Below are 22274 nucleotides of genomic sequence, written 5' to 3'. Positions count from 1 at the left end.
GACGGATGTCCTGGTGCAATCATTCCGCGGCGATGCCCATCCGGCTGCGTTCCATTTCCTCGAGCGCACGTCGGTATTCCACAGGCATGACCTTGCGGAACTTCGGACGGTAATCGGCCCAATGATCGAGGATCTGCTTGGCGCGGGTGGAGCCCGTATAGTGCAGATGGTTGGAGATCAGCTGGTAAAGGCGCTCCTCGTCATGGCGCGTCATGTCGCCCGAGACGTCGACGCGTCCCTTGTGCATGAGATCGCCGCCGTGATGATGCAGCTTCTCCAGCATGTCGTCCTCCTCCGGCACCGGTTCGAGCTCAACCATCGCCATGTTGCAGCGGCTGGCGAAATCGCCGGTTTCATCGAGCACGTAGGCGACACCGCCGGACATGCCGGCCGCGAAGTTGCGGCCCGTGGCGCCGAGCACGACGACGACACCGCCGGTCATGTATTCGCAGCCATGGTCACCGACACCTTCGACGATGGCGATCGCGCCGGAATTGCGCACGGCGAACCGTTCGCCCGCCACGCCGCGGAAGTAGCATTCGCCCTCGGTCGCGCCGTAAAGCACGGTGTTGCCGACGATGATCGAATTCTCAGCGACGATCCGCGAATTCTCCGGCGGCCGGATGATGATCTTGCCGCCCGAAAGGCCCTTGCCGACATAGTCGTTGCCGTCACCGATCAGGTTGAAGGTGACGCCGCGCGCCAGGAAGGCGCCGAAGCTCTGGCCCGCCGTGCCGCGCAACGTCACATTGATCGTGTCTTCCTTCAGCCCGCGGTGGCGATAACGCTTGGCGACCTCGCCGGACAGCATCGCGCCCGCCGAACGGTCGACGTTCTTGATGTCGACCTCGAAGGCAACGGGCGTCTTGTCGGTCAGCGCCGGCTCAGCCTGCGCAATCAGCGCGCGGTCGAGAATATCGTCGATCGGGTGCTGCTGCCGGCTCGTCCAGAAGGTCTCTTCCTTGGCGGCATCGACCTTGTGGAAGATGCGGCTGAAGTCGAGGCCCTTGGCCTTCCAGTGCGCCAGCATCTCATCCTTCTCCAGCAGCTCCGAGGCGCCGATGATCTCGTCGAGCCGGGTGAAGCCGAGCGAGGCGAGGATTTCGCGCACTTCGTTGGCAACGAAGAAGAAGTAGTTGATGACATGTTCAGGCGTGCCCTTGAAGCGCTTGCGCAGCACCGGATCCTGGGTCGCCACACCCACCGGACAGGTGTTGAGATGGCACTTGCGCATCATGATGCAGCCGGCCGCAATCAGCGGCGCGGTCGCGAAGCCGAACTCGTCGGCGCCGAGCAGCGCCCCGATGATGACGTCGCGGCCGGTCTTCAGACCCCCGTCCACCTGCAGCGCGACGCGCGAACGCAAGCCGTTCAGCACCAGCGTCTGCTGGGTCTCGGCAAGGCCGATCTCCCAGGGGCTGCCGGCATGTTTCAGCGAGGTCAGCGGCGACGCACCCGTGCCGCCGTCGAAGCCGGCGACGGTGATATGGTCGGCGCGCGCCTTGGCGACGCCGGCGGCAACCGTGCCGACGCCGACTTCGGAGACGAGCTTGACCGAGACGTCGGAGGTCGGATTGACGTTCTTCAGATCGTAGATCAGCTGCGCCAGATCCTCGATCGAATAGATGTCGTGGTGCGGCGGCGGCGAGATCAGGCCGACACCCGGCGTCGAGTGGCGGGTCTTGGCAACCGTCGCGTCGACCTTGTGACCGGGCAGCTGGCCGCCTTCACCGGGCTTGGCGCCCTGCGCCACCTTGATCTGCAGTACGTCGGCATTGACCAGATATTCGGTCGTGACGCCGAAGCGGCCGGACGCGATCTGCTTGATCGCCGACCGTTCCGGGTTCATCGAACCATCCGAGAGCGGCATGTAGCGGTCGGATTCTTCGCCGCCTTCGCCGGTGTTCGACTTGCCGCCGATCCGGTTCATGGCGATCGCCAGCGTCGTATGCGCCTCTCTGGAGATCGAGCCGAACGACATCGCCCCGGTCGAGAAACGCTTGACGATATCGGCGGCCGGCTCGACCTCGTCGATCGACACCGGCTTGCGGCCGAGCGCCTCGGCGCTCTTGATGTTGAACAGCCCGCGGATCGTGTTCATCCGCAGCGCCGAATTGTTGACCATTTCGGAAAATTCGCGGTAGCGATCCTCGGCATTGCCGCGCACGGCATGCTGAAGGGCCGCGACCGCATCCGGCGTCCAAGCATGGCTTTCGCCGCGCATACGATAGGCATATTCGCCGCCGATATCGAGCGTCGTGGCCAGCAGCGGATCCGCGCCGAAGGCCGCGTTATGGCGGTCGACGGTCTCGGCCGCGATCGCCTCGAGGCCGATGCCTTCGATCATCGTCGCGGTGCCGAAGAAATACTTGTCGACCAGTTCCGACGACAGGCCGATCGCATCGAAGATCTGCGCGCCGCAATAGGACTGGTAGGTCGAGATGCCCATCTTCGACATGACCTTGAGGATGCCTTTGCCGACCGCCTTGATGTAGCGGTAGACGATTTCGGACGCATCGACTTCCTTGGGGAACTCACCCTTGGCATGCATGTCGAGCAGCGTGTCGAAGGCAAGGTAAGGGTTGATCGCCTCGGCGCCGTAGCCGGCGAGCAGGCAGAAATGATGGACCTCGCGCGGTTCACCGGTCTCGACGACGAGACCGACAGAGGTGCGAAGCCCCTTGCGGATCAGGTGATGGTGCACGGCAGCCGTTGCCAGCAGGGCCGGAATGGCGATTCGATCAGGCCCGATCTGGCGGTCGGAGAGCACGATGATGTTGTAGCCGCCCTTGACGGCCGCTTCCGCACGCTCGCAGAGCCGGTCGAGCATTTCGGGCATGCCGGCAGCACCCCGCTCGATATCATAGGTGAAATCGAGCGTCTTGGTGTCGAACCGGTCCTCCGTATGGCCGATCGAGCGGATTTTCTCGAGGTCACCATTGGTCAGGATCGGCTGACGCACTTCGAGGCGCTTGGCATTCGCCATGCCTTCGTGGTCGAGAATGTTCGGGCGCGGGCCGATGAACGAGACGAGGCTCATGACCAGCTCTTCGCGGATCGGATCGATCGGCGGATTGGTCACCTGCGCGAAGTTCTGCTTGAAATAGGTGTAGAGCAGCTTCGGCTTTTCCGACATCGCCGAGATCGGCGTATCCGTCCCCATCGAGCCGATCGCCTCCTGGCCGGTCGTTGCCATCGGCGACATCAGGATGCGGGTATCCTCAGTCGTGTAGCCGAAGGCCTGCTGGCGGTCGAGCAGCGATACGTCGCGGCGCAGCGCCCGCGGCTCCACCGGCTTCAGTTCTTCGAGGATGAGCTGAGTGCGGCCGAGCCAGCTGCGATAGGGATGCGCCGTCGCCAGCTTCGACTTCACCTCGTCGTCGGAGATGATGCGGCCTTCTTCCATATCGATCAGCAGCATCTTGCCCGGCTGCAAGCGCCACTTCTGGATGATCTTCTCCTCAGGAACCGGCAGCACGCCGGCTTCGGACGCCATGATGACACGGTCGTCATCGGTGACGAGGTAACGCGCCGGCCGCAGGCCGTTGCGGTCGAGCGTCGCGCCGATCTGCTTGCCGTCGGTGAAGGCAACGGCAGCCGGCCCGTCCCACGGCTCCATCAGGGCGGCGTGATATTCGTAGAAGGCCTTGCGTTCTGGAGCCATCGACTGGTTGCCGGCCCAGGCTTCCGGGATCAGCATCATCACGGCATGCGCCATCGAATAACCGCCGCGCACCAGGAATTCGAGCGCATTGTCGAAACAGGCCGTGTCTGACTGCCCCTCGTAGGAAATCGGCCAGAGCTTGGAGATATCCTCGCCGAACAGCGGCGAGGAGACCGAGGCCTGGCGCGCCGCCATCCAGTTGACGTTGCCGCGCAGCGTGTTGATTTCGCCGTTATGGGCGACCATGCGGTAGGGATGCGCGAGCTTCCACGACGGGAAGGTGTTGGTCGAGAAGCGCTGGTGCACCAGGGCGACCGCGCTTTCGAACCGCGGATCCGACAGGTCCTTATAATAGGCGCCGACCTGATAGGCCAGGAACATGCCCTTGTAGACCACCGTCGCCGACGACAGCGACACGGGATAGAAATTGCTCTCCTCGCCGTCGAACTCGTCATAGATGCGGTTGGAGATCACCTTGCGCAGCGTGAACAGCCGGCGCTCGAACTCGTCGTTGTTTTCGGCATCCTCGCCGGCGCCGATGAAGACCTGCACATGATGCGGCTCTGTTGCTGCGATTTCAGGCGCCTTGGAGAGCGAGGAGTTGTCGACCGGCACGTCGCGAAAGCCGATGAGGACCTGACCTTCCTCTTCAATGACGTCCTTGATCACCTTCTTGAAGTGCTCGATCTGCTTTTCGTCGCGCGGCATGAAGATATGGCCGACGCCATATTCGCCGGCCGGCGGCAGGGTGATGCCCTGCGCGGCCATTTCCTCGCGGAAGAACCGGTCGGGGATCTGCACCAGGATGCCGGCGCCGTCGCCCATCAGCGGATCGGCGCCGACGGCGCCGCGATGGGTCAGGTTTTCGAGAATGAACAGGCCGTCCTTGACGATCTGGTGCGACTTCTCACCCTTCATATGCGCGACGAAGCCGACGCCGCAGGCATCATGTTCGTTGCGCGGGTCGTAGAGGCCTTGTTTCTTCGGCAGGCCGGAGGCGGATTTGGACATATTGGCCGTCGCGCGCACCTCGGCAGCAGCGAACCGGTCAAATTCCATGGATGGCGTCTTCGTCATCGTCTTTCCTCCTGTCGAAGCCCGCGGGGCCGCGGGCGGCTTTTCGTCCTGGGCCGCAACCAAAATAGGTTCGGCGCATGACAGCGCTGTTGCAAGGTGAAGATCGGCCGCAGACATCTGCTTATAAGGAAAGCAAACCGTCGCGTTCCGCGCCTGCCATTCGCCCTCCGCGCGCTGCCCTTGAGGCTCGACGCTCGGAAGAACTATAGCGTGAAAGCCCGTCCGTTCCAGGGTTTTCGGCGCTTCTTCGGCCATTCGGGCCAAAATAGGACAGCAACACTGTCCTAATTCATCTGCTCTATGCCAGAAAGCATTTGGCTTCGCAAGAGCGCCACGCCAAAAATCGTCATTTTGCGAAGGAAGATTACCAAATCAGTCGCCATCACGAAATAAAATTACGTTAAGGAGGGTCATTTTATTTATTGATTGCGCCATTCAGTTTTCGTGATGGATTATGGGCAGGAGCCTTGATCCCGTAAAGGATTGACGTAATGTCCGCTGCGAACCTCCCAACCTGTTTCGCTTCCCACGGTCTCCGCTATGTTCTTTGCATCCGACAATTGGGCCGGCGCCCACAGATCCATTGCTGAACGCCTGCTGGCGGAATCGGCCGGTTTTGCCCCGGCCTATGGCGCCGGCGATCTCGACAAGAAGGTCGAGGCCCGTTTCTCCGAGATCTTCGAGCGTGAGGTTTCGGTTTTCTTCGTCGCCACCGGCACCGCCGCCAACTCCCTCTCGCTGGCAAGCGTCCAGCGCCCCGGCGGAATCACCTTCTGCCATTCGGAGGCGCATGTGATCGAGGATGAATGCGGTGCGCCGGAATTTTTCTCCGGCTCCGCCCGCCTCGTCGCCGTCGACGGCGAAGCCGGCAAGATCGATCCGGCCAAGCTTTCGGCGAAAATCGCACACTTTCCGGAGGACGCCCTCCGTCACGGACGCGCCAGCGCCGTGACCATCACCCAGGCTACCGAGATCGGCACCGTCTATTCCCTGCCCGAGATCGGCGAGATCGCCGCCATATCAAGAAAGCGCAACCTGCCGCTTCACATGGACGGCGCGCGCTTCGCCAATGCGCTGATTGCGCTTGGCGCCACCCCGGCCGAAATGACCTGGAAACGCGGCGTCGACATGCTGTCCTTCGGCGGCACCAAGAACGGCTGCTGGTGTGCTGAGGCGATCGTCTTCTTCGATCCGGATCGCGCCCGGGAAATGCCCTTCATCCGCAAGCGCGCCGCCCAACTCTTCTCCAAGTCGCGTTTCATCGCCGCCCAGTTCGATGGCTATTTCGAAAACGGCCTCTGGCTCGATCTCGCCCGCCATTCGAACGGCATGGCCGGCCGCCTGCGCGCCGGCATCGGCGCCAGCAACGCCGCCCGCCTTGCCTGGCCGACCGCTTCTAACGAAGTCTTCGCCGTGGTCAGCAAACATGCGGCAAAAACCGCTGAGAAAAAGGGCGCAAAATTCTACGAATGGCCGGTCCCGGCGGCAACGCCCGACCTGGTTTCCGAAAACGAAACCCTGATCCGCCTCGTCACCAGCTTCGCGACGACGGAAGCGGATGTGGATGGTTTCCTGAAGTGCCTGGCTTCCTGATCGCGGCAATCACTCACGCCGATCTCAGCCGCCTCACCTTCTGCAGAATATCGTCCGAAAGGGCGGCGACCAGCTCCTGGTCCGCCCCCTTGCGCGGCACCAGCACGAATTCCACATCCTCCAGCATTGGGAGGCTTCCCGCAGCGATCTCCTTCAGGCCCGAAGGCGCCATGCTGCGCGGCTGCACCAGCACGCCCATCCCGGCCCGCGCGGCCGCCGTCAATCCACTGAGACTGCCGCAGGTGCAGACGATCCGCCACCCCACGCCGTTTCGCGCCAGCGCCTCCAGCGCGATCACCCGTGTGACGCTCGGCGGCGGAAAGGCGATCAGCGGCAGGGGACCGGAGGCCAGCACACGCTCCGGATCGCGCGCCAGCCAGACGAGCGGTTCGCGATAGACCAGCTTTCCGCGGGCATCGCCAAGCCGGCGCTTGGCGAGCACCAGATCGATTTCGCCATTGTCCTGCATCTCGTAGAGGACGCCGGAGAGCGCTACCGTCAGTTCCAGATCGACGGAGGGATGTGAGCGAACGAAATCCTCCAGCACCGCCGGCAGCTGGCTGGTGACGAAATCCTCCGACACGCCGAGCCGCAGGCTGCCGCGCAGGCTGTTGCTGCGAAACAGCGACTGCACCTGCCCTTCGATCGAAAGCATGCTGCGCGCATGCGACAGCAGCGCCTCGCCATCGCCGGTCAGAATGACCTTATGCGTGTCTCGCGCCAGGAGCTTGCGCCCGAGTGCCGCCTCCAGCCGCTGAATGTGCTGGCTGACCGTCGACTGGCCGAGGCCGAGCCTTTCCGCGGCAAGCGTAAAACTGCCCATCTGCTCGACGGCGACAAAACTGCGCAACTGTGAAAGGTCCAGCATGAGATCCAGCTTCTCGATAACTGTTATTCCTTGCATCGTGGATCATAATGGACGACAAAACAATGACTATCTATCAAGCCGCGAGACCGCCATGCGCCGCTTTCTGCCCGATACCTTCACCATCCTGCTCGTCTGCACCGTCATTCTCGCCTCGCTGCTGCCGGCGAGCGGCACATTCGCAGCCTATTTCGGCATCGCCACCGATCTTGCCATTGCGCTGCTGTTCTTCCTGCATGGCGCCCGCCTCTCGCGCGACGTGGTTATCGCAGGCCTGCTGCACTGGCGCCTGCATCTCGCCATCCTGCTGACCACCTTCGGCATCTTCCCGCTGCTCGGCCTGGCGCTCGGATGGATCCCCGACACGATCCTGCCGCAGCCGCTGTATCTCGGCATTCTCTTCCTCTGCGTGCTGCCGTCGACGGTACAGTCGTCGATCGCTTTCACCTCGATGGCCGGCGGCAACGTGCCTGCAGCCATCTGCTCGGCCTCGGCCTCCAATATCTTCGGCATGTTCCTGACGCCGCTGCTCGTCGGCCTGCTGTTTTCCGTCGGCGGCCATGGCGGCTTCTCCTTCGACGCGCTTCAGCAGATCCTGCTGCAACTACTTGCCCCCTTCATCGTTGGCCAGATCCTGCAGCCCTGGATCGGCGACTGGATCCGCGCCAAGAAGAAGATCCTGATGCCTGTCGATCGGGGCTCGATCCTGATGGTGGTCTATCTCGCCTTCTCGACGGCGGTCGTCGAGGGCCTGTGGCACACCTTCTCGATCGCCGATATCGCCGTCGTCATCATCGCCGATATGGTCCTTCTGGGGATAGTGCTGGTGCTGACGATGTCCGGCAGCCGCTGGCTCGGCTTCGGCAAGGCCGACGAGATCACCATCACTTTCTGCGGCTCGAAGAAGAGCCTCGCAAGCGGCGTGCCGATGGCAAACGTCATTTTCTCAGGCCAGTCGATCGGCGCAATCGTGCTGCCGCTGATGCTCTTCCATCAGATCCAGCTCATGGTCTGCGCCGTCATCGCTCAGAAATACGCCGCCGCCGCGGCCCGCCGCGCAACCGAAAAGGAAATAGACGAAGCCGCCAGCCCGGCTTGAACCGATTGCCGCAATAAAAAACGGCGCCCCGATCGGAGCGCCGTTTTTTTCTAAGAGATGTGATTAGCCGTTGATGACCTGCGCCTCGATGGCCTTCGGAGCCTCGACCGGATCTGCAGCGATCGCGATCTTACGGGGCTTCATGGCCTCGGGAATGTTGCGCAGAAGGTCGATGTGCAGCAGGCCGTTCTTCAGCGAAGCGGCGGTCACCTCGACATGGTCGGCAAGCTGGAAGCGGCGCTCGAAGGCGCGCTTGGCAATGCCGCGGTAGAGGAATTCGCCGCCTTCGGCAGGTTCCTCGGCCTTTTCACCCTTGACGGACAGGACATGGGCATGGGCTTCGATCGAAAGTTCGGTCTCGTCGAAACCGGCGACCGCCATGGTGATCCGATAGGTGTTTTCACCGGTGCGCTCGATATTATAGGGCGGATAGGTCTGGGCCTGCTCCGGCTGGGCAAGGCTGTCGAGCATGGTGAAGAGCCGGTCGAAACCGACGGTCGAACGATAAAGGGGAGAGAAGTCTACGTGACGCATGATGTCCTCCTGTGGAAGCGACGTGTTGCGATAAAATGCCCCTGAAACCCCATCTTTGGCGGCCTCGGGACGGTTGCGCGGGCCCTCTTCGGCACCCGCACGAAGGAGATGGTGATGGGATTTGACGAGTTCAAGACCCTCCCGAAATCGCGCGACCGGCCCCGTGAACCCCGCATGAACGGCCGGTTCGGAGCGCATTCACACGCATCCGCCTAGAAATCGCAGGGTCGGGTGAATCTGGTCCCGATGGCTGAAGTGCATCGTCCCTTCTTCTTCAGCCTCAAACTCGGCCGGCTGTGAGCACCCTCATGCTCCTGCCGGCCCTTTTCGTTGCTTTACAGCCTTGCAGGGTCGCCGCTTTCCAAGCCGGATGCCATGCGCTATCCCTGATGCGAAGCAGTCAGCAGCGGCGCATTGGCAAAGTCATGGATCAGGTTCTCTATTCGACGCCCGACAATCCCGCCCCGGAAAATCGCACGGAAGGGTTCTTCGAAACCCATGACGGCCACCGGCTGCGTTACGCCGTTTTCCGCGCCAGTGCCCAGGTCGCCAGGGGCACGGTCGTCATCCTGCACGGCCGCAACGAATATATCGAGAAATATTTCGAGACGATCCGCGACCTGACGGCCAAGGGCCTCTGGGTCGCCACCTTCGATATGCGCGGCCAGGGCGGTTCGGGGCGGCTGCTGAAGCGCCGCAACCACGGCCACATCCGCCGCTTCGCCGATTACGAACGTGATCTCGACACCTTCCTCGAAAAGGTCGTGCTGCCGGATACCCGCCTGCCCTTCTACCTGCTCGCCCACTCCACAGGCGGGCTGATCGCGCTCTCGGCCGCGCCCTATCTCACCACCCGTATCGATCGCATGGTGCTGTCGGCGCCCTTCATCGGCCTGACCGGCCAGTCGGCCTCGCCCCGCGTCATCCGCACCCTTGCCGGCACGCTGACGGCTCTCGGCCTCGGCTTCCTGCCGCTGACCTCGAAACTGAAGGAGCCGGATTTCCGCGACAATCCGCTGACCTCGGACGAAACCCGCTTCGAGCGTAATGTCGCGATGATGAAAGCCCATCCGGAGCTGACGCTCGGGCCGCCGACGGCCCGCTGGCTGACCGAGGCATTCCGCACGATGGACCGCGTCACCTCGCCCAACCATCTCTTCTCGATCACCATCCCGACCATCGTTATCGCCCCGACGCGTGACGGCGTCGTGCCCTATACGGCCCAGGAGCGGCTCTCGCGTTATTTCCGCGCCGGCCAGCTAGTGCCGATCAACGGCGCCCGCCACGAGATTTTCCAGGAACGCGATACTTACCGCGCTGCCGCCCTTGCCGCCTTCCACGCCTTCATTCCCGGCAGCGATGCCGAAGAAAACCAGGACGTCGCCGCCCTCGGCACCTGAGCCGGATCAGCAAAGCTGACCGGGGGATCAACGCTGCAGGATGGCGATCGCCTGCTCGTAGACCGCCCGGCTGCCGGCGGCGATGATCGAGCCGCCATTCTCCGGCCGTCCGCCGTCCCAGGTGGTGATGATGCCGCCCGCCCCCTCGATAACAGGAATGATGCCGCCGACGTCATAGGGCTTCAGACTGTTTTCGACGACAAGATCGATGTGGCCGGCGGCAAGCAGCGCATAGGCGTAGCAGTCGCAGCCGTAGCGGAAGAGCCGGACTTGGCTCTCGATCTCGCGGTATTTCTCCATCTCCTCGCCGGCGAAGAGATGCGGTGAGGTGGTGAACAGGATGGCGTTCGAAAGCGTCTCGCATTGGCGCGTCGCCAGCCGCCGCTCGCCCTCGGGGCCGCTATAGATCGAGCCGTTCTGATCGGCGAAATACCGCTCGCCGGTAAAGGGCTGTTCGATCATGCCCATGATCGCCCGCCCTTCTTTCTGCAGGCCGATCAGCGTTCCCCACACCGGCAGGCCGGAGATGAAGGCGCGCGTGCCGTCGATCGGATCGATCACCCAGACATAGTCGCGGTCGAGCCCGACATTGCCGTGCTCCTCGCCGAGAATGCCGTGGTCGGGGAAATTCTCCTCGATCAGCGCCCGGATGGCGAGCTCGGCCGCCCGGTCGCCCTCCGTCACCGGGTCGAAACCGGAAGAAAGCTTGTTGGTGATATCGAGGCCGGAGCGGAAGCGCGGCAGCGTCTCGGCCTTGGCGGCCTCCGCCAGACGGTTGAAGAACGAGCGGTCAGGAAGCATGGTCGATCCGATTGCTGGCGGGAGTGGGGCTTTCATAGCGAAAAGCAGCGGGAATGCAAACGCCGGCGGCTCAGCCCGTTTGCCCAAAGATGTCGCAGCGCAATATATTGCTTGACATTTGTGCAATGCAATAGTAGCGTCCTTGGTACAGTCTTCTGACTGTAAATACCCTCCTTGGGTGTTTCCTCCCTAGACTTAGCCGCGCTTACAAGCGCGGTTTTTTTTGGCCGGAATGCATGGCCGGAAAATATAGGTAATCGACGCAGGCTATTCGGCGGCCAGCGCCCGGTCGCCGGCGAATTTCTCGACATAATCCGCCATCTGCTGCATGAAACCCGTGACCGCCTCAGCCACCGCGGCGAAGTCGGCGCGTTTCTCCAGCGTCACCTCGTCGACATAGATCGCCCGGTTCACTTCGATCTGCAGCGCATGCAGCCCGCGCGAGGGCCGACCGTAATGTTCGGTGATGAAGCCGCCGGCATAGGGCTTGTTGCGGATCGCCGCAAAGCCCATTTCCTCGAGGATGGCGATGGCGGCGCGCGAAAGTTCGGCCGAAGCGCTGGTGCCGTAACGATCGCCGATGATGAAATCGGGCCGCGCGGTGCTGCCGGCGACGCGCACATTGCCGGGCATCGAGTGGCAGTCGATCAGCACGCCGAAGCCGAACTGCACATGCGTTCGCGCGATCAGCCGCCGGAGCGTCGCATGATAGGGCTTGTAGACCGCTTCGACCCGGTCGAGCCCCTCCTGCACCGGCAGCCGCCGCGCATAGATCTCCATATTCTCGGCGACGATACGCGGAATGGTGCCGAGCCCGCCGGCGACCCGGAGCGAATTGACATTGGCATAGGGCGGCAGCAACCCGTCGAACATCCTGGGATCGAGCTCGTAGGGCTCCCGGTTGACGTCGAGATAGGCGCGCGGAAAGTTGGCGGCCAAGAGCGGTGCGCCGAGCGCCACGGCCGAGCCGAACAGCTCGTCGACATAGTGATCCTCGGAACGGCGTATGGCGATGCCTTCGAGCCTGGACTGGGCGATAAATTCCGGTGGATAAATACGGCCGCTATGAGGGGAGTTGTAGACGAAGGGAATGGTCTGCGACACGGGCTCATGAACCTCAAAAAGCTCGTATTCGCGTATCTCCGGCACTTTCGGCCCTCTTTACCATGTCATGAACTGGCTGCTTTGCCCATGTTGCCAGTTGCCCGGCCCCAAGTCCATACTATGTAGGAGGGATGCGGCCGCGCACGGGCAATTCACCGGTTGTTTACCGGGTAAAGACTAGTGTAAACGCCTGGCAGCCTACCAAAAACCTATTGATCAGCGGTCTGGATTGATGACTCAGAAGATACTTCTCGCAGAAGACGACAACGACATGCGCCGCTTCCTGGTGAAAGCGCTCGAAAAGGCCGGCTACAAGGTCCTTTCCTATGACAATGGCGCCAGCGCCTATGACCGGCTGCGCGAGGAGCCGTTTTCCCTGCTGCTGACCGATATCGTCATGCCCGAGATGGACGGCATCGAGCTGGCGCGCCGCGCCACCGAACTCGACCCCGACCTGAAGGTGATGTTCATCACCGGTTTTGCCGCCGTGGCGCTGAACCCTGATTCGAAGGCGCCGAAGGATGCCAAGGTGCTTTCCAAGCCTTTCCACCTGCGCGATCTCGTCGACGAGGTCAACAAAATGCTTGCCGCATAAGGCTTGCCGGGCGGCGTGTCACAAAACTGAAAAAAGCCTATTGACGGCTCCGAAGGTTTTGTGATCTATGCGCCGCCATCGGATGGGCGTGTAGCTCAGCGGGAGAGCACTACGTTGACATCGTAGGGGTCACAGGTTCAATCCCTGTCACGCCCACCATCCGATCTCCCTGACATCGTTGATAGATCCCCGCCTCGGGGATTTTCCGGCTCCGGTCATTGGCACGCGGATTTTCAATAGGCTGCGGGAGCCCCGCAGATGGAGAATGGGGACGGATGACGCAGAGAACACGGACACGCAAGGCGATATCCATCATCCTCGGCCTTACCCTGGTTGGGGTCGGCCTCGGCGGTTTCGGTTATATGCAGCTTCATGTCGTCGAACCGATCAGCATCAAGCTTTGGCTGATTCCGATCACCATATTCGCGGCTGGCGCAGCGATCCTCTGGGACGATTTCAAAAATCCCTAATGCGGCGCCATCACATGCATTGATGCTGTTCAATCCCCGGGCGGCGGCCGGGTAAAGACCAAAATAAGTCACAGAACAGTGCCAATGCCTGGCTATCCAACGTACGGCTATCAACGCATGGCCGATTCGCCGCCGCAGACAGATGGGGTTGAGACAGAGAATGAGACTTTCCGCACCGGCAGTCGCCGCATTTTTTTCCACCACCCTCGCCTTGCCGTCCTTTGCCGCGTCGGCTTCTCCGCCTGAGACCTTTCCCGGCGCACCCGGCGTCATCACCCTTTCCGGCAAATGCGCCAAGCTGGTTGTCGCAAAGTTCGACGCCACCAAGGGCTGCAAGAACGAGCTTGCCAGCGTCACCCTCGCCAATGGCGTGGTGACCTTCATCTTCACCTCGGACGGCAAGGCGCTCGGCTTTCAGGGCGACGGCAGCGGCATCAAATCCGCTTCCAACGGCAACGCCCGCCTGCCGCTCAGCCTCGTCACCACGGGTGTCGGCAACAAGATGACGGGACAGGTCAAGGTCGCCGGCTTCTGCACCTTCGGCAACCCCTATGCCGGCAAGCCGATTGCGATCGAATGCACGGCCGAAAGCAAGGATTCCTCCTTCGCCGGCAGCTTCCGCACCGGCGGCAAGCTGGTGAAAAAGGAAAAGTAGGGTAATTCCGGCAAAACTGCGCCGCGGTGTTGCGTCGGGTATTGCGTGAAAACGGAAATGCTCCGGCCGTCAGGCGCACCAGGCGCCGCCGGCAGCCCCTGGCTTGCGCGCCAGCCCCTCATTGATCAGCTGCGCGCCGAAAGAGCGCCCGTCGCGCGAGACGACGCGCGGCGCGCCTGAGGCCTCCGTCTTGCCCGCGGCGTTCATGGTGAAGGGGCCGGCGTTCAAAAGCCCCAGCAGCCGCGACTTGGCGGCAAAGGCCACCCTGCGTTCGCCGTCGCAGCGTGCCTGGTCGACGACGGGGCTTGCCATGTCGGCGATCACGATCTTCTCGCCCTTGTACCAGAAGACGCCGCCATCGCCGACACAGTTGATATGGGCGCCCTGGCCGCAATAGCCGAAGGCGACCGTGCCGGTTTCCGGATTGGCAGGGGTAAGCGGGGATGGCACGGCCTTGACCGGCTGGATTGCCGGCGTCGGGATCGTCGCCGGCGGCAGCAACTGCGATTGTTTCACCGACGGCGCGGCCTTCGGCGTGGGTGTGGCAAGCGCCACCGGCTTCGGCGGCACGTCCTTCCTGGCGACAGGTCTCGGCTCCGCCGCTTCCCGCGCAACCGGCGCCGATTGCCGTGCAAGCATCGGCTCAATGCTCTTCCAATGGTCGTGGGCGACGATACCGCCGATCGCGGCAATGCCGATCACCGCCCAGGGCAGCAATCCGCCACCGCCGCTGCGCGCTTTGCTCTTTCCTCTCGCCGGCGCCTTGCGGCGGCCGCGTGTCGCTGTCTTGGCCATCTGTCCGATTCCCGTGAGGCCGGGATTATCGCCGCCCAATCCTTTCTGAAAGGTTGGCGCGGCGACAGGATGATGCCGGGTTCTCCGATCTGTGCCTCAAACGACATGCCGGCAGCGGCCGGCATGGGAGAAGCCCGTGGGGGGATCCGCACGCACGGGTGAAAAAAGCCGAACAAATCCAGCGCTCACACGTTAGCCAGCGAAAATTCATATGCTGTAGGAAAAATCCATGGATCTGATCATCGCCGACTTGATACCGGCGTCGCGTATCCACTATCCCGTCATCTTCGCCCGCCTGCTCGGCGCCATCGTCTTCGGCGGGCTGATCGGCTTCGAGCGTGAGGCACGCGACCGCCCGGCAGGCTTCCGCACCCATATTCTGATCAGTCTTGCCGCGGCCCTCTTCGCCATCATTTCGATCGAGGCTGTGCACATGCCGGGTTTTGCCGATGACGAGCAGGTTCGCATCGATCCGCTGCGCGTCATCGAAGCAGTGACCGCCGGCGTCGCTTTCCTTGCCGCCGGCATGATCGTCTTTGCCAGAGGTCGGGTGCACGGGCTGACGACGGGGGCCGGCATGTGGCTCTCCGGCGCGATCGGCCTTGCCATGGGCTTCGGTTATTGGCCGATCGCCTTCTTTACGACGCTCGCCGCCATCTGCGTGCTCTTCGCCTTCGGCAAGCTCGAACAGCGGTTCGGCTACAATTCCGCACGGCGTGCCGATCGGGATGACGACCATTAAAAAACGGACGCCCGGCATATGCCGGGCGTCCGTATCAGCGTGATGGCCGGTCTGCTCATTCCGAGCGTGCGGCCGAAGGATCGCTTTTTCCAACCGATGCCTTTGCGCCGATGGACGGGGCGCCGATGGACGGGGCAAGCGGCTCTTGGCCTTTGCCGATCTCGATGCGCTCATCCGCCGCCTCGCGTGCAGCCTGCCATTCATTTTCGTGCCGGATAAAGATCTCGCGGGGCACAAAGTTGATCGTCATATATTTCTCACCTGTTCGAATTGCAGTCGGGGCGCCAGGAAGGCTTGCGGAATGCCGATTATCTCTTGGTCTCTGCCTTGCCTTTAAGGTCGGGGCCCTTGATGTCGGGACCACCTTTGGACAGATCGGCACCGGTAACGTGGGCCGGCACGTGAATGTCGTGATAGACACCCGGCGTCAGCGTCAGGTCGACATGATGTGGCGGCAGCACCTGCGCCTTCTGCATGCGGTTCGGCTTCGCCCGCTTCATGCGGTCGGACGCCTCCGTGCGTTTGTCGGGAACATGGGTCGAAGTGTGCATCATCGGCCTCCTTTTTAAGCTCAACCAGGGTCTAACGAGCAGGCACCGGGATGGTTCCAAAAAAACACTTCATTTCCGTGCCGCCGCCGACTTGACTGACCGGGGAAGTTGATTAACTAAGGCCTGTCCCGCAGCCTTCCAGACATCGGCTACGGGTAATTTTGGTGCCGGGCCCCTCTGGCGAGAGTTTTTACGGCGCTCTCGTGATGTCGGTACCGCCTGCAGCTTAGCCGGCGGATTTTTCATCGATGAACAAGCTCAACATGCCTTATCCGCATGCCCGTCGTGGCATGCCGCATTTCTCCCTTTCCATCCTCTCCACCCTGATTTGCGGCCGCGAGGTGCGGCCATGAACCAGCCCGCGACCCACCACTCCTCGCTCAGCTATTTCCGCTGGGCCTTCATCGTCACTGCCCTCGGCCTCGTTCTTGGCGCCGTGCTCGGCTGGCAGACGACAGGCACGATCGGCGGCATGGCGACCGTCTTCTTCATCTGCACCGTGCTTGCGGTGCTGGAGATCTCGCTCTCCTTCGACAATGCCATCGTCAACGCCAACAAGCTGAAGGAGATGACGCCGGTCTGGCAGAAGCGCTTCCTCACCTGGGGCATCATCATCGCCGTCTTCGGCATGCGCATCGTCTTTCCGCTGGCGATCGTTGCGATCGCGGCACGGATCGGCCCCTGGGACGCGCTTGTGCTTGCCGCCCGTGAGCCGGAGGAATATGCCCGCATCATGAATGACGCGCATCTGCCGATCGCAGCCTTCGGCGGCACCTTTCTGATGATGGTCGGCCTCAGCTATTTCTTCGACCACGAGAAGAAAATCCATTGGCTCCGCGGCCTGGAAAAAGTGATGGCGCGCTCGGCCACCATCAGGGGCATCGAGATCGCTTTCGTGCTGGCGCTGATGCTGGTTTTCTCCTGGCTGATCGGCGGCGAGGAAGCCAGCATCTTCGTCCATTGCGCCATCTACGGGCTGCTCACCTTCCTCGCGGTCGAGGTGGTGGGTGAACTGCTCGATGCGTCGCAGCAGACGATGAGCGCTGCCGCCAAGGGCGGCCTCGGCGCCTTCATCTATCTCGAGGTGCTGGATGCCAGCTTCTCCTTCGACGGCGTCATCGGCGCCTTCGCGCTGACGCAGAACCTCTTCGTCATCGCGATCGGTCTCGGCATCGGCGCGATGTATGTGCGCTCGATGACGATCATGCTGGTGGAAAAGGGAACGCTTGCCGAATACCGCTATCTCGAGCACGGCGCCTTCTACGCCATCCTGATCCTCTCGGTGATCATGTATGCGCAGACCCTGGTGCACATCCCCGAAGTGATCACCGGTCTCGGCGGCGCAACCCTGATCGGCCTGTCGCTCTGGTCGTCGATCCGCCACAACAAGCGCGAGCGGCTGGAAGATCACGCCGCCCGGCAGGAAGAGCTTCACGCCTGACGATTGCATGTAGAAAAAAGCCGCAACGCTTGGCGTTGCGGCATGGACAAAAATAAAGCCCGCGACCACTAGTGAACTGCCCCCGAAAGTTGGACGACAACCTTCGGGGCAGTTCACAGGGGTTGCGGGCTATTTCATTCATGCATGGCTTAACGCTGGTTAGCGGGAAGCCTGACCGAAGGCGGTCGGGTCGATGCCGAGTTCCCTCAGGTCGCGGGCACGCGGCCGGCGGCCGGCTTCAACGGCGGCGCTGACGGCATTTGCGGCGCCGAGCACTGCAAACGCGCGACCAAAGAAACCCGTGCGGACTGAATTGCGGATGGCGGACATTGTCCATTTCCTCTTGTTTTGATTGACCGCTTATAGATGGCATCGCGCATATACCGCTACAATGCTCAGAAAATCACCGCAGCCATGCAAAAAGAAGAGGCCGGCGCATGTCTCCATGGGCCGGCCTTGAGGGAGGGGTAATGTCGTCTTTTAATCTTCGTTTGCCGCCAGCTGCGCCAGCACCTGGCCGCGGCCGCGAATCCGCAGGATCAGCGGGATGAGAAAGGCCGCCGCCGCAACGATCAGCAGGCCTGCCGCAATCGGCGACATGACCAGCGTCGTGACGTCGCCCTGGCTGATCGCCAGCGCGCGGCGGAGCTGCTGCTCGGCAAGCGGCCCGAGGATCAGGCCGACGACCGTCGGCGCAATCGGATAGCCGAAGAGCCGCATCACGTAACCGAGCAGGCCGAAAGCGAGCAGCATGCCGAGTTCGAACACCGACGGGTTGGCGCCGATCGTCCCGAGCGTCGCAAACAGCAGAATGCCCGCATAAAGCCACGGCTTCGGGATCGTCAGCAGCTTTACCCAGAGCCCGATCATCGGCAGGTTCAACACCAGCAGCATCGCATTGGCGATGAGCAGGCTGGCGATCAATCCCCAGACGAGCTGCGGGTTGGTGGCAAACAGCAGCGGCCCAGGCTGCAAGCCGTATTGCTGGAAGCCGGCAAGCATGATCGCCGCCGTCGCCGTCGTCGGCAGGCCGAGCGTCAGAAGCGGCACCAGCGTGCCGGCGGCCGAGGCGTTATTGGCAGCCTCTGGACCGGCCACCCCTTCGATTGCGCCATGGCCGAACTCCTCGGGGTTCTTCGCCAGCCGCTTTTCGGTGGCGTAGGAGAGGAAGGTGCCGATTTCGGCGCCGCCCGCCGGCATGGCGCCGATCGGGAAACCGATTAGCGTGCCGCGCAGCCAGGGCTTCCACGAACGCGACCAGTCCTGCGCCGTCATCCACAGCGAACCCTTGACCGCCTCGACCTTCTCGGCGATCCGGTTGCCCTGCGCGGCGATATAAAGCGTCTCGCCGATCGCAAACATCGCCACGGCAAGCGTCGTCACCTCGACACCGTCGAGCAGGTCGGGAATGCCGAAGGAAAGCCGCGCCTGCCCCGTCTGCTGGTCAATGCCGACCATAGCGAGCGCGAAGCCGATGAACAGCGATGTCAGGCCCCGCAGCGCTGAATCGCCGAAGGCCGAGGAGACGGTGACGAAGGCCAGCACCATCAGCGCGAAATATTCGCGCGGCCCGAAAACCAGCGCCAGCTTGACGATATAGGGAGCGATGAAGGCAAGCCCGAGCGTCGCGATCAGGCCGGCGGCGAAGGAGCCGATCGCCGCCGTCGCCAGCGCCGGTCCGCCGCGCCCGGCGCGCGCCATCTTGTTGCCCTCGAGCGCGGTGACGATCGAGGCGCTTTCACCCGGCGTGTTGAGCAGGATCGAGGTCGTCGAACCGCCATACATGCCGCCGTAGTAGATGCCGGCGAACATGATCAGTGAGCCGCCGGGATCGAGCTTGTAGGTGACGGGCAACAGCAGCGCCACGGTGAGCGCCGGGCCGATGCCGGGCAGCACGCCGACGGCGGTGCCGAGGGTCACGCCGACCAGCGCATAAACCAGGTTCATCGGCTGCATCGCAACCAGGATACCCTGCCATAGGAATTCGAATGTGCTCATCTTGGTGTCCCAAGCGGCGTTCCCGACGATCCGATTCCGGGGTCAGGCGCCGCGCAAAATCAAAAGAGCTGACAGCGCGTGCCGCGCGGTCAGAAGAACAGATGTTCGAGCGGGCCGGCCGGCAGCGTCAGCTGCAGCAGCTGCGAGAAGATCGCCCAGACGACGAAGCTGAGGAGGATGCCGAGCGGCAGCGAGATCCAGAGCTTGCGTTTGCCGAAACCGCGTGCCGTCAGCGCGAAGAGGATGCCGGTCGCGATCGAGAAGCCGGCAACGCGCAGGAGCAGCATTTGGCCGGCAAGACCGGCGACGATCCAGATGACCGGCGCCACTTCCTGCCGATCGCGCTCCGGAAACTCGCCGCGCCAGGCTTCGGCGACCGTCCAGATCCCGAGACAGAAGAGGCCGAACGCCACCACCTGAGGCACTGTCGCGGGGCCGATGCGGTCGTATTGGGCGATCGTTTTCAGATGCGAGGCATCCCAGGCCATCACGCCGGCGACGACGAAGAGGAAAACGGCAATGATGAACGCCGCCCAATCAGGGCGGCGTGGCGTTGCCGAGGAGGTGTTATCCTCGCTCATTGAACAAGTCCGATATCTTTGAGAATGCCTTCGGTGGCGGAGACATCCTTCTCGAGCTGCGCCTTGAAGGCGTCGCCGGACAGATAGGTGTCGGCCCAGCCCTTGGTCTTCAGCGTTTCCTGCCAGGTGGCGGAGCTGTGCAGCTTCTCGAAATCGGCGGTGACGCTTGCCACCTGTTCTGGCGACAGGCCGGGGGCTGCGGCAACCATGCGCCAGTTCTGGATGGTGACGTCGGTGCCGGCTTCCTTCAGCGTCGGCGCATCGACGCCGTCGATGCGCTTGTCGCTGGAGACGGCGAGAAGACGGAGCGTGCCGGATTTCACCTGCGATTCGAACTCGCTGTAGCTCGAGACGCCGGCCGTGACCTGGCCGCCGAGAATGGCGGCGAGCGCTTCACCGCCGCCGGAGAAGGCGACATAGTTGATCTTGGTCGGATCGACGCCGGAGGCCTTGGCGATCAGGCCGACCGTGATGTGGTCGGTACCGCCGGCCGAACCGCCGCCCCAGGAAACCGCGCCCGGATCCTTCTTCAGCGCCGCAACCAGATCGGCCATGGTCTTGATCTCGGAAGAGGCAGGAACGACGACGGCTTCATATTCGCCGGTGAGACGGGCGATCGGCGTGACGTCCTTGAGCGTCACCGGCGACTTGTTGGTGAGGATCGCGCCGACCATGACATAGCCGCCGACGATCAGCGAATTCGGATTGCCGGCAGCCTGGCTGCTGAACTGCGCCAGGCCGATGGTGCCGCCGGCGCCGGGCACGTTCTGGACCTGCACGTTGCCGGAGATCTTCTCCTGCTGCAGCGCCGTCTGCAGCGAACGGGCCGTCTGGTCCCAACCGCCGCCGGGAGCAGCCGGCGCGATGATGGTGTAGTCGGCCGCATAGGCCGGCAGCGCGATAGTCGCTGCAAAAAGGGTTGCGATGAACGTATGCTTCACGATGTGTCCTCCATGGGCGGCTGAGCAAACCGCCTGTTATTCTCTGGGAATCGGGAGGAACGGCCGGCAGCGGACACGATTGTCCTGATGACGAGCAGAATACCTCCCAAGGCTTCAGCTCTCCGCCTCCACGGAGAAGAAGTAGCCAAAGCCACCACAACAAGCTGTCATTTAGCTGACATCGGTGAGATATCCAGGAGAAGAGGCCACTTTTTTGCCGTAATTGCCAGGCGCGGATCTAATCCTGGGTCCTATGTGTGGACCGGCCGAACGCTGAAACGCTTCACTGCGCCCGCAGAACCTCGTTCCAGTGGGCGATCAGCCGCGCCCGTTTCACCTGGTCGAGATAGACCATCAGCCCGGGGCTGACCGGCACCGGCCGCAGCTGGGCGCCGAGCAGCTCCTGCAGCGTATTGGCGGTATTTTCTCCCGCCACCTCCGGGCTGACGGCCGGGATCTGCAGCTCGCGCGCCATGATCGTCTGCCCTTCCCTCGACATGAAGAAGGTCAGATAACGCCGGCCGAGCTCCGGCTCGGCGGCCGCCTGCGGCACCAGCCCGATCCGTGACATCACCACGGTATAGTCCTTCGGCAGCACGATGCCGACATCCGGATAGCGCGAGGCCCAGTCGGCTGCATAGGAGCCGAGAATATTGTAGCCGAGCACGAAGCGCCCGTCGGCGACACGTTCGAGGATCGCCGAACTCGTCGAATAGAGCTTGACGCCGGCAGCCCCCATCGCTCCGATCACCGACCAGATATCGCCGAACTGCTCCTGGTCGCGCGCCATGAACAGAAAACCGACGCCGGAGCGTTCGATATCGTAGGTGCCGATCCGCCCATAGACCTCGTTGCCCTTGCGCTTCAGGTAATCGACGAATTCCGCCCGCGAGCTCGGCACCGGCTCATGCACAAAGGTCGGCTTGTGGTAGACGAACACTGCCGGCTCGAAGGTCAGCGCGTAGGCGGTGTTGCGCCAGTTCGCCCATTTCGGCCATGCCGCACTCATCGGCAGGTTGCTGACCTGCGCATATCCGTCGTTGGAGAGCTTCACCTGCAGATCCATCGCCGAGGAAAAGGCGAAATCCGCGGTCTTCTTGCCGGCATCCGTCTCCCTGACGATCCGGTCGTAGATATCGCCGGTCAGCATGTCCTCATATTTGACCGCGACATCGGGATTGGCCTCCTGGAAGCCCCGGATCATCGGCTGCGCTAATGGCTCGTCGAGCGAGGAATAAACCGTCAGCACCGGCGCATCCGAATTGCCCGATTTCGCCGCATAGAAGGCCTGATCGGCCAGCGCAAAGCCGGGCCAGAACGCCAGCAGCAAGATGAAAATTCTGCTCATGCAGCAACAATGCCTGAGCG

General features: G+C 62.6%; 21 protein-coding genes and 1 tRNA gene. 9 read left to right on the top strand and 13 right to left on the bottom strand.

The genetic code is table 11. The annotated features are described in order from the left end of the window. Positions 1–19: 19 nt before the first annotated feature. Positions 20–4741, bottom strand: coding sequence for a glutamate synthase large subunit (gene gltB, locus QMO80_RS16525; RefSeq protein ID WP_283197510.1), 4722 nt, complete (start codon positions 4739–4741; stop codon positions 20–22). A gap of 540 nt (positions 4742–5281) precedes the next feature. On the opposite strand from gltB, the gene QMO80_RS16520 reads away from it, so the two are divergent. Continuing rightward, positions 5282–6334, top strand: a complete 1053-nt coding sequence (locus tag QMO80_RS16520) for a low specificity L-threonine aldolase (RefSeq protein ID WP_283197509.1) — start codon at positions 5282–5284, stop codon at positions 6332–6334. A gap of 13 nt (positions 6335–6347) precedes the next feature. On the opposite strand, the gene QMO80_RS16515 is transcribed toward QMO80_RS16520, so the two are convergent. After that, positions 6348–7202, bottom strand: a complete 855-nt coding sequence (locus QMO80_RS16515) for a LysR substrate-binding domain-containing protein (protein ID WP_283197508.1) — start codon at positions 7200–7202, stop codon at positions 6348–6350. Between the two features lie 91 nt (positions 7203–7293). Here QMO80_RS16515 and QMO80_RS16510 point away from each other — a divergent pair, with 91 nt between their 5' ends. Beyond that, the gene (locus tag QMO80_RS16510) at positions 7294–8298 is read left to right on the top strand and encodes a bile acid:sodium symporter family protein (RefSeq protein ID WP_283197507.1); all 1005 of its coding nucleotides are present in this window, start codon (positions 7294–7296) and stop codon (positions 8296–8298) included. 63 nt (positions 8299–8361) lie between these two features. Here the strand turns inward: QMO80_RS16510 and QMO80_RS16505 are convergent, their stop codons facing one another. Next, the gene (locus tag QMO80_RS16505; protein WP_283197506.1) at positions 8362–8832 is read right to left on the bottom strand and encodes an Hsp20 family protein; all 471 of its coding nucleotides are present in this window, start codon (positions 8830–8832) and stop codon (positions 8362–8364) included. Positions 8833–9257: 425 nt separating this feature from the next. On the opposite strand from QMO80_RS16505, the gene QMO80_RS16500 reads away from it, so the two are divergent. Continuing rightward, on the top strand, positions 9258–10232 hold the full coding sequence (locus tag QMO80_RS16500) for an alpha/beta fold hydrolase (protein WP_283197505.1): 975 nt from the start codon (positions 9258–9260) through the stop codon (positions 10230–10232). Positions 10233–10259: 27 nt separating this feature from the next. Here the strand turns inward: QMO80_RS16500 and hisN are convergent, their stop codons facing one another. Both hisN and QMO80_RS16490 read right to left on the bottom strand, forming a co-directional pair. Beyond that, positions 10260–11033: a histidinol-phosphatase gene (gene hisN, locus QMO80_RS16495; RefSeq protein ID WP_283197504.1), complete on the bottom strand. Its 774-nt coding sequence runs from the start codon at positions 11031–11033 to the stop codon at positions 10260–10262. A gap of 267 nt (positions 11034–11300) precedes the next feature. Continuing rightward, complete coding sequence (locus tag QMO80_RS16490; protein ID WP_012558931.1) at positions 11301–12182, bottom strand: N-formylglutamate amidohydrolase; 882 nt, start codon at positions 12180–12182, stop codon at positions 11301–11303. Positions 12183–12369: 187 nt separating this feature from the next. Between QMO80_RS16490 and cpdR1 the strand changes: the two genes are divergently transcribed. From cpdR1 to QMO80_RS16470, 4 genes are all read left to right on the top strand, one after another. After that, positions 12370–12732, top strand: a complete 363-nt coding sequence (gene cpdR1, locus QMO80_RS16485) for a response regulator CpdR1 (protein WP_003542883.1) — start codon at positions 12370–12372, stop codon at positions 12730–12732. Positions 12733–12816: 84 nt separating this feature from the next. Further along, positions 12817–12891: transfer RNA gene (locus QMO80_RS16480), tRNA-Val, on the top strand. A 116-nt stretch (positions 12892–13007) separates the two neighbouring features. Continuing rightward, positions 13008–13202, top strand: a complete 195-nt coding sequence (locus QMO80_RS16475) for a hypothetical protein (protein ID WP_283197503.1) — start codon at positions 13008–13010, stop codon at positions 13200–13202. 160 nt (positions 13203–13362) lie between these two features. Next, positions 13363–13857, top strand: a complete 495-nt coding sequence (locus QMO80_RS16470) for a hypothetical protein (RefSeq protein WP_283197502.1) — start codon at positions 13363–13365, stop codon at positions 13855–13857. Positions 13858–13926: 69 nt separating this feature from the next. Here QMO80_RS16470 and QMO80_RS16465 read toward each other — a convergent pair whose 3' ends face one another. After that, positions 13927–14652 carry a hypothetical protein gene (locus tag QMO80_RS16465; RefSeq protein WP_283197501.1) on the bottom strand — a complete coding sequence of 242 codons (726 nt, stop codon included), beginning with the start codon at positions 14650–14652 and terminating at the stop codon, positions 13927–13929. Positions 14653–14881: 229 nt separating this feature from the next. Between QMO80_RS16465 and QMO80_RS16460 the strand changes: the two genes are divergently transcribed. Beyond that, a complete protein-coding gene (locus QMO80_RS16460; RefSeq protein WP_283197500.1) occupies positions 14882–15394 on the top strand; it encodes an MgtC/SapB family protein in 513 nt (170 codons plus the stop codon). 55 nt (positions 15395–15449) lie between these two features. Here the strand turns inward: QMO80_RS16460 and QMO80_RS16455 are convergent, their stop codons facing one another. Continuing rightward, positions 15450–15644: a hypothetical protein gene (locus tag QMO80_RS16455; protein WP_283197499.1), complete on the bottom strand. Its 195-nt coding sequence runs from the start codon at positions 15642–15644 to the stop codon at positions 15450–15452. Positions 15645–15702: 58 nt separating this feature from the next. Continuing rightward, the gene (locus QMO80_RS16450; RefSeq protein ID WP_283197498.1) at positions 15703–15948 is read right to left on the bottom strand and encodes a hypothetical protein; all 246 of its coding nucleotides are present in this window, start codon (positions 15946–15948) and stop codon (positions 15703–15705) included. A 346-nt stretch (positions 15949–16294) separates the two neighbouring features. Between QMO80_RS16450 and QMO80_RS16445 the strand changes: the two genes are divergently transcribed. Further along, positions 16295–17386 (top strand): DUF475 domain-containing protein, encoded by a 1092-nt coding sequence (locus QMO80_RS16445; RefSeq protein WP_283197497.1) that lies wholly within the window; start codon positions 16295–16297, stop codon positions 17384–17386. Between the two features lie 159 nt (positions 17387–17545). On the opposite strand, the gene QMO80_RS16440 is transcribed toward QMO80_RS16445, so the two are convergent. The 5 genes from QMO80_RS16440 to QMO80_RS16420 all read right to left on the bottom strand — a co-directional run bounded on the left by QMO80_RS16440 (position 17546) and on the right by QMO80_RS16420 (position 22236). Next, positions 17546–17716, bottom strand: a complete 171-nt coding sequence (locus QMO80_RS16440) for a hypothetical protein (RefSeq protein WP_012558938.1) — start codon at positions 17714–17716, stop codon at positions 17546–17548. Between the two features lie 150 nt (positions 17717–17866). Next, complete coding sequence (locus QMO80_RS16435) at positions 17867–19384, bottom strand: tripartite tricarboxylate transporter permease (RefSeq protein ID WP_283197496.1); 1518 nt, start codon at positions 19382–19384, stop codon at positions 17867–17869. 89 nt (positions 19385–19473) lie between these two features. Beyond that, positions 19474–19965 (bottom strand): tripartite tricarboxylate transporter TctB family protein, encoded by a 492-nt coding sequence (locus QMO80_RS16430; RefSeq protein WP_283197495.1) that lies wholly within the window; start codon positions 19963–19965, stop codon positions 19474–19476. Beyond that, complete coding sequence (locus QMO80_RS16425; protein ID WP_283197494.1) at positions 19962–20906, bottom strand: tripartite tricarboxylate transporter substrate binding protein; 945 nt, start codon at positions 20904–20906, stop codon at positions 19962–19964. Before QMO80_RS16425 ends, QMO80_RS16430 begins: the two co-directional genes overlap by 4 nt. A gap of 283 nt (positions 20907–21189) precedes the next feature. Beyond that, positions 21190–22236: an ABC transporter substrate-binding protein gene (locus QMO80_RS16420; protein WP_283200206.1), complete on the bottom strand. Its 1047-nt coding sequence runs from the start codon at positions 22234–22236 to the stop codon at positions 21190–21192. Positions 22237–22274 lie beyond the last annotated feature (38 nt).

It is taken from the genome of Rhizobium sp. BT03 (assembly GCF_030053155.1).
GTDB lineage: Bacteria > Pseudomonadota > Alphaproteobacteria > Rhizobiales > Rhizobiaceae > Rhizobium.
The sequence above is the reverse complement of the archived record's forward strand: the minus strand, read 5'-3'. Positions and strand labels throughout refer to the sequence as shown.

Coding starts and splice junctions, on each gene's coding strand:
- gltB (WP_283197510.1), bottom strand. CDS start 4,741: ATGACGAAGACGCCATCCATGGAATTTGACCGGTTCGCTGCTGCCGAG.
- QMO80_RS16520 (WP_283197509.1), top strand. CDS start 5,282: ATGTTCTTTGCATCCGACAATTGGGCCGGCGCCCACAGATCCATTGCT.
- QMO80_RS16515 (WP_283197508.1), bottom strand. CDS start 7,202: ATGCTGGACCTTTCACAGTTGCGCAGTTTTGTCGCCGTCGAGCAGATG.
- QMO80_RS16510 (WP_283197507.1), top strand. CDS start 7,294: ATGCGCCGCTTTCTGCCCGATACCTTCACCATCCTGCTCGTCTGCACC.
- QMO80_RS16505 (WP_283197506.1), bottom strand. CDS start 8,832: ATGCGTCACGTAGACTTCTCTCCCCTTTATCGTTCGACCGTCGGTTTC.
- QMO80_RS16500 (WP_283197505.1), top strand. CDS start 9,258: ATGGATCAGGTTCTCTATTCGACGCCCGACAATCCCGCCCCGGAAAAT.
- hisN (WP_283197504.1), bottom strand. CDS start 11,033: ATGCTTCCTGACCGCTCGTTCTTCAACCGTCTGGCGGAGGCCGCCAAG.
- cpdR1 (WP_003542883.1), top strand. CDS start 12,370: ATGACTCAGAAGATACTTCTCGCAGAAGACGACAACGACATGCGCCGC.
- QMO80_RS16475 (WP_283197503.1), top strand. CDS start 13,008: ATGACGCAGAGAACACGGACACGCAAGGCGATATCCATCATCCTCGGC.
- QMO80_RS16470 (WP_283197502.1), top strand. CDS start 13,363: ATGAGACTTTCCGCACCGGCAGTCGCCGCATTTTTTTCCACCACCCTC.
- QMO80_RS16465 (WP_283197501.1), bottom strand. CDS start 14,652: ATGGCCAAGACAGCGACACGCGGCCGCCGCAAGGCGCCGGCGAGAGGA.
- QMO80_RS16460 (WP_283197500.1), top strand. CDS start 14,882: ATGGATCTGATCATCGCCGACTTGATACCGGCGTCGCGTATCCACTAT.
- QMO80_RS16455 (WP_283197499.1), bottom strand. CDS start 15,644: ATGACGATCAACTTTGTGCCCCGCGAGATCTTTATCCGGCACGAAAAT.
- QMO80_RS16450 (WP_283197498.1), bottom strand. CDS start 15,948: ATGATGCACACTTCGACCCATGTTCCCGACAAACGCACGGAGGCGTCC.
- QMO80_RS16445 (WP_283197497.1), top strand. CDS start 16,295: ATGAACCAGCCCGCGACCCACCACTCCTCGCTCAGCTATTTCCGCTGG.
- QMO80_RS16440 (WP_012558938.1), bottom strand. CDS start 17,716: ATGTCCGCCATCCGCAATTCAGTCCGCACGGGTTTCTTTGGTCGCGCG.
- QMO80_RS16435 (WP_283197496.1), bottom strand. CDS start 19,384: ATGAGCACATTCGAATTCCTATGGCAGGGTATCCTGGTTGCGATGCAG.
- QMO80_RS16430 (WP_283197495.1), bottom strand. CDS start 19,965: ATGAGCGAGGATAACACCTCCTCGGCAACGCCACGCCGCCCTGATTGG.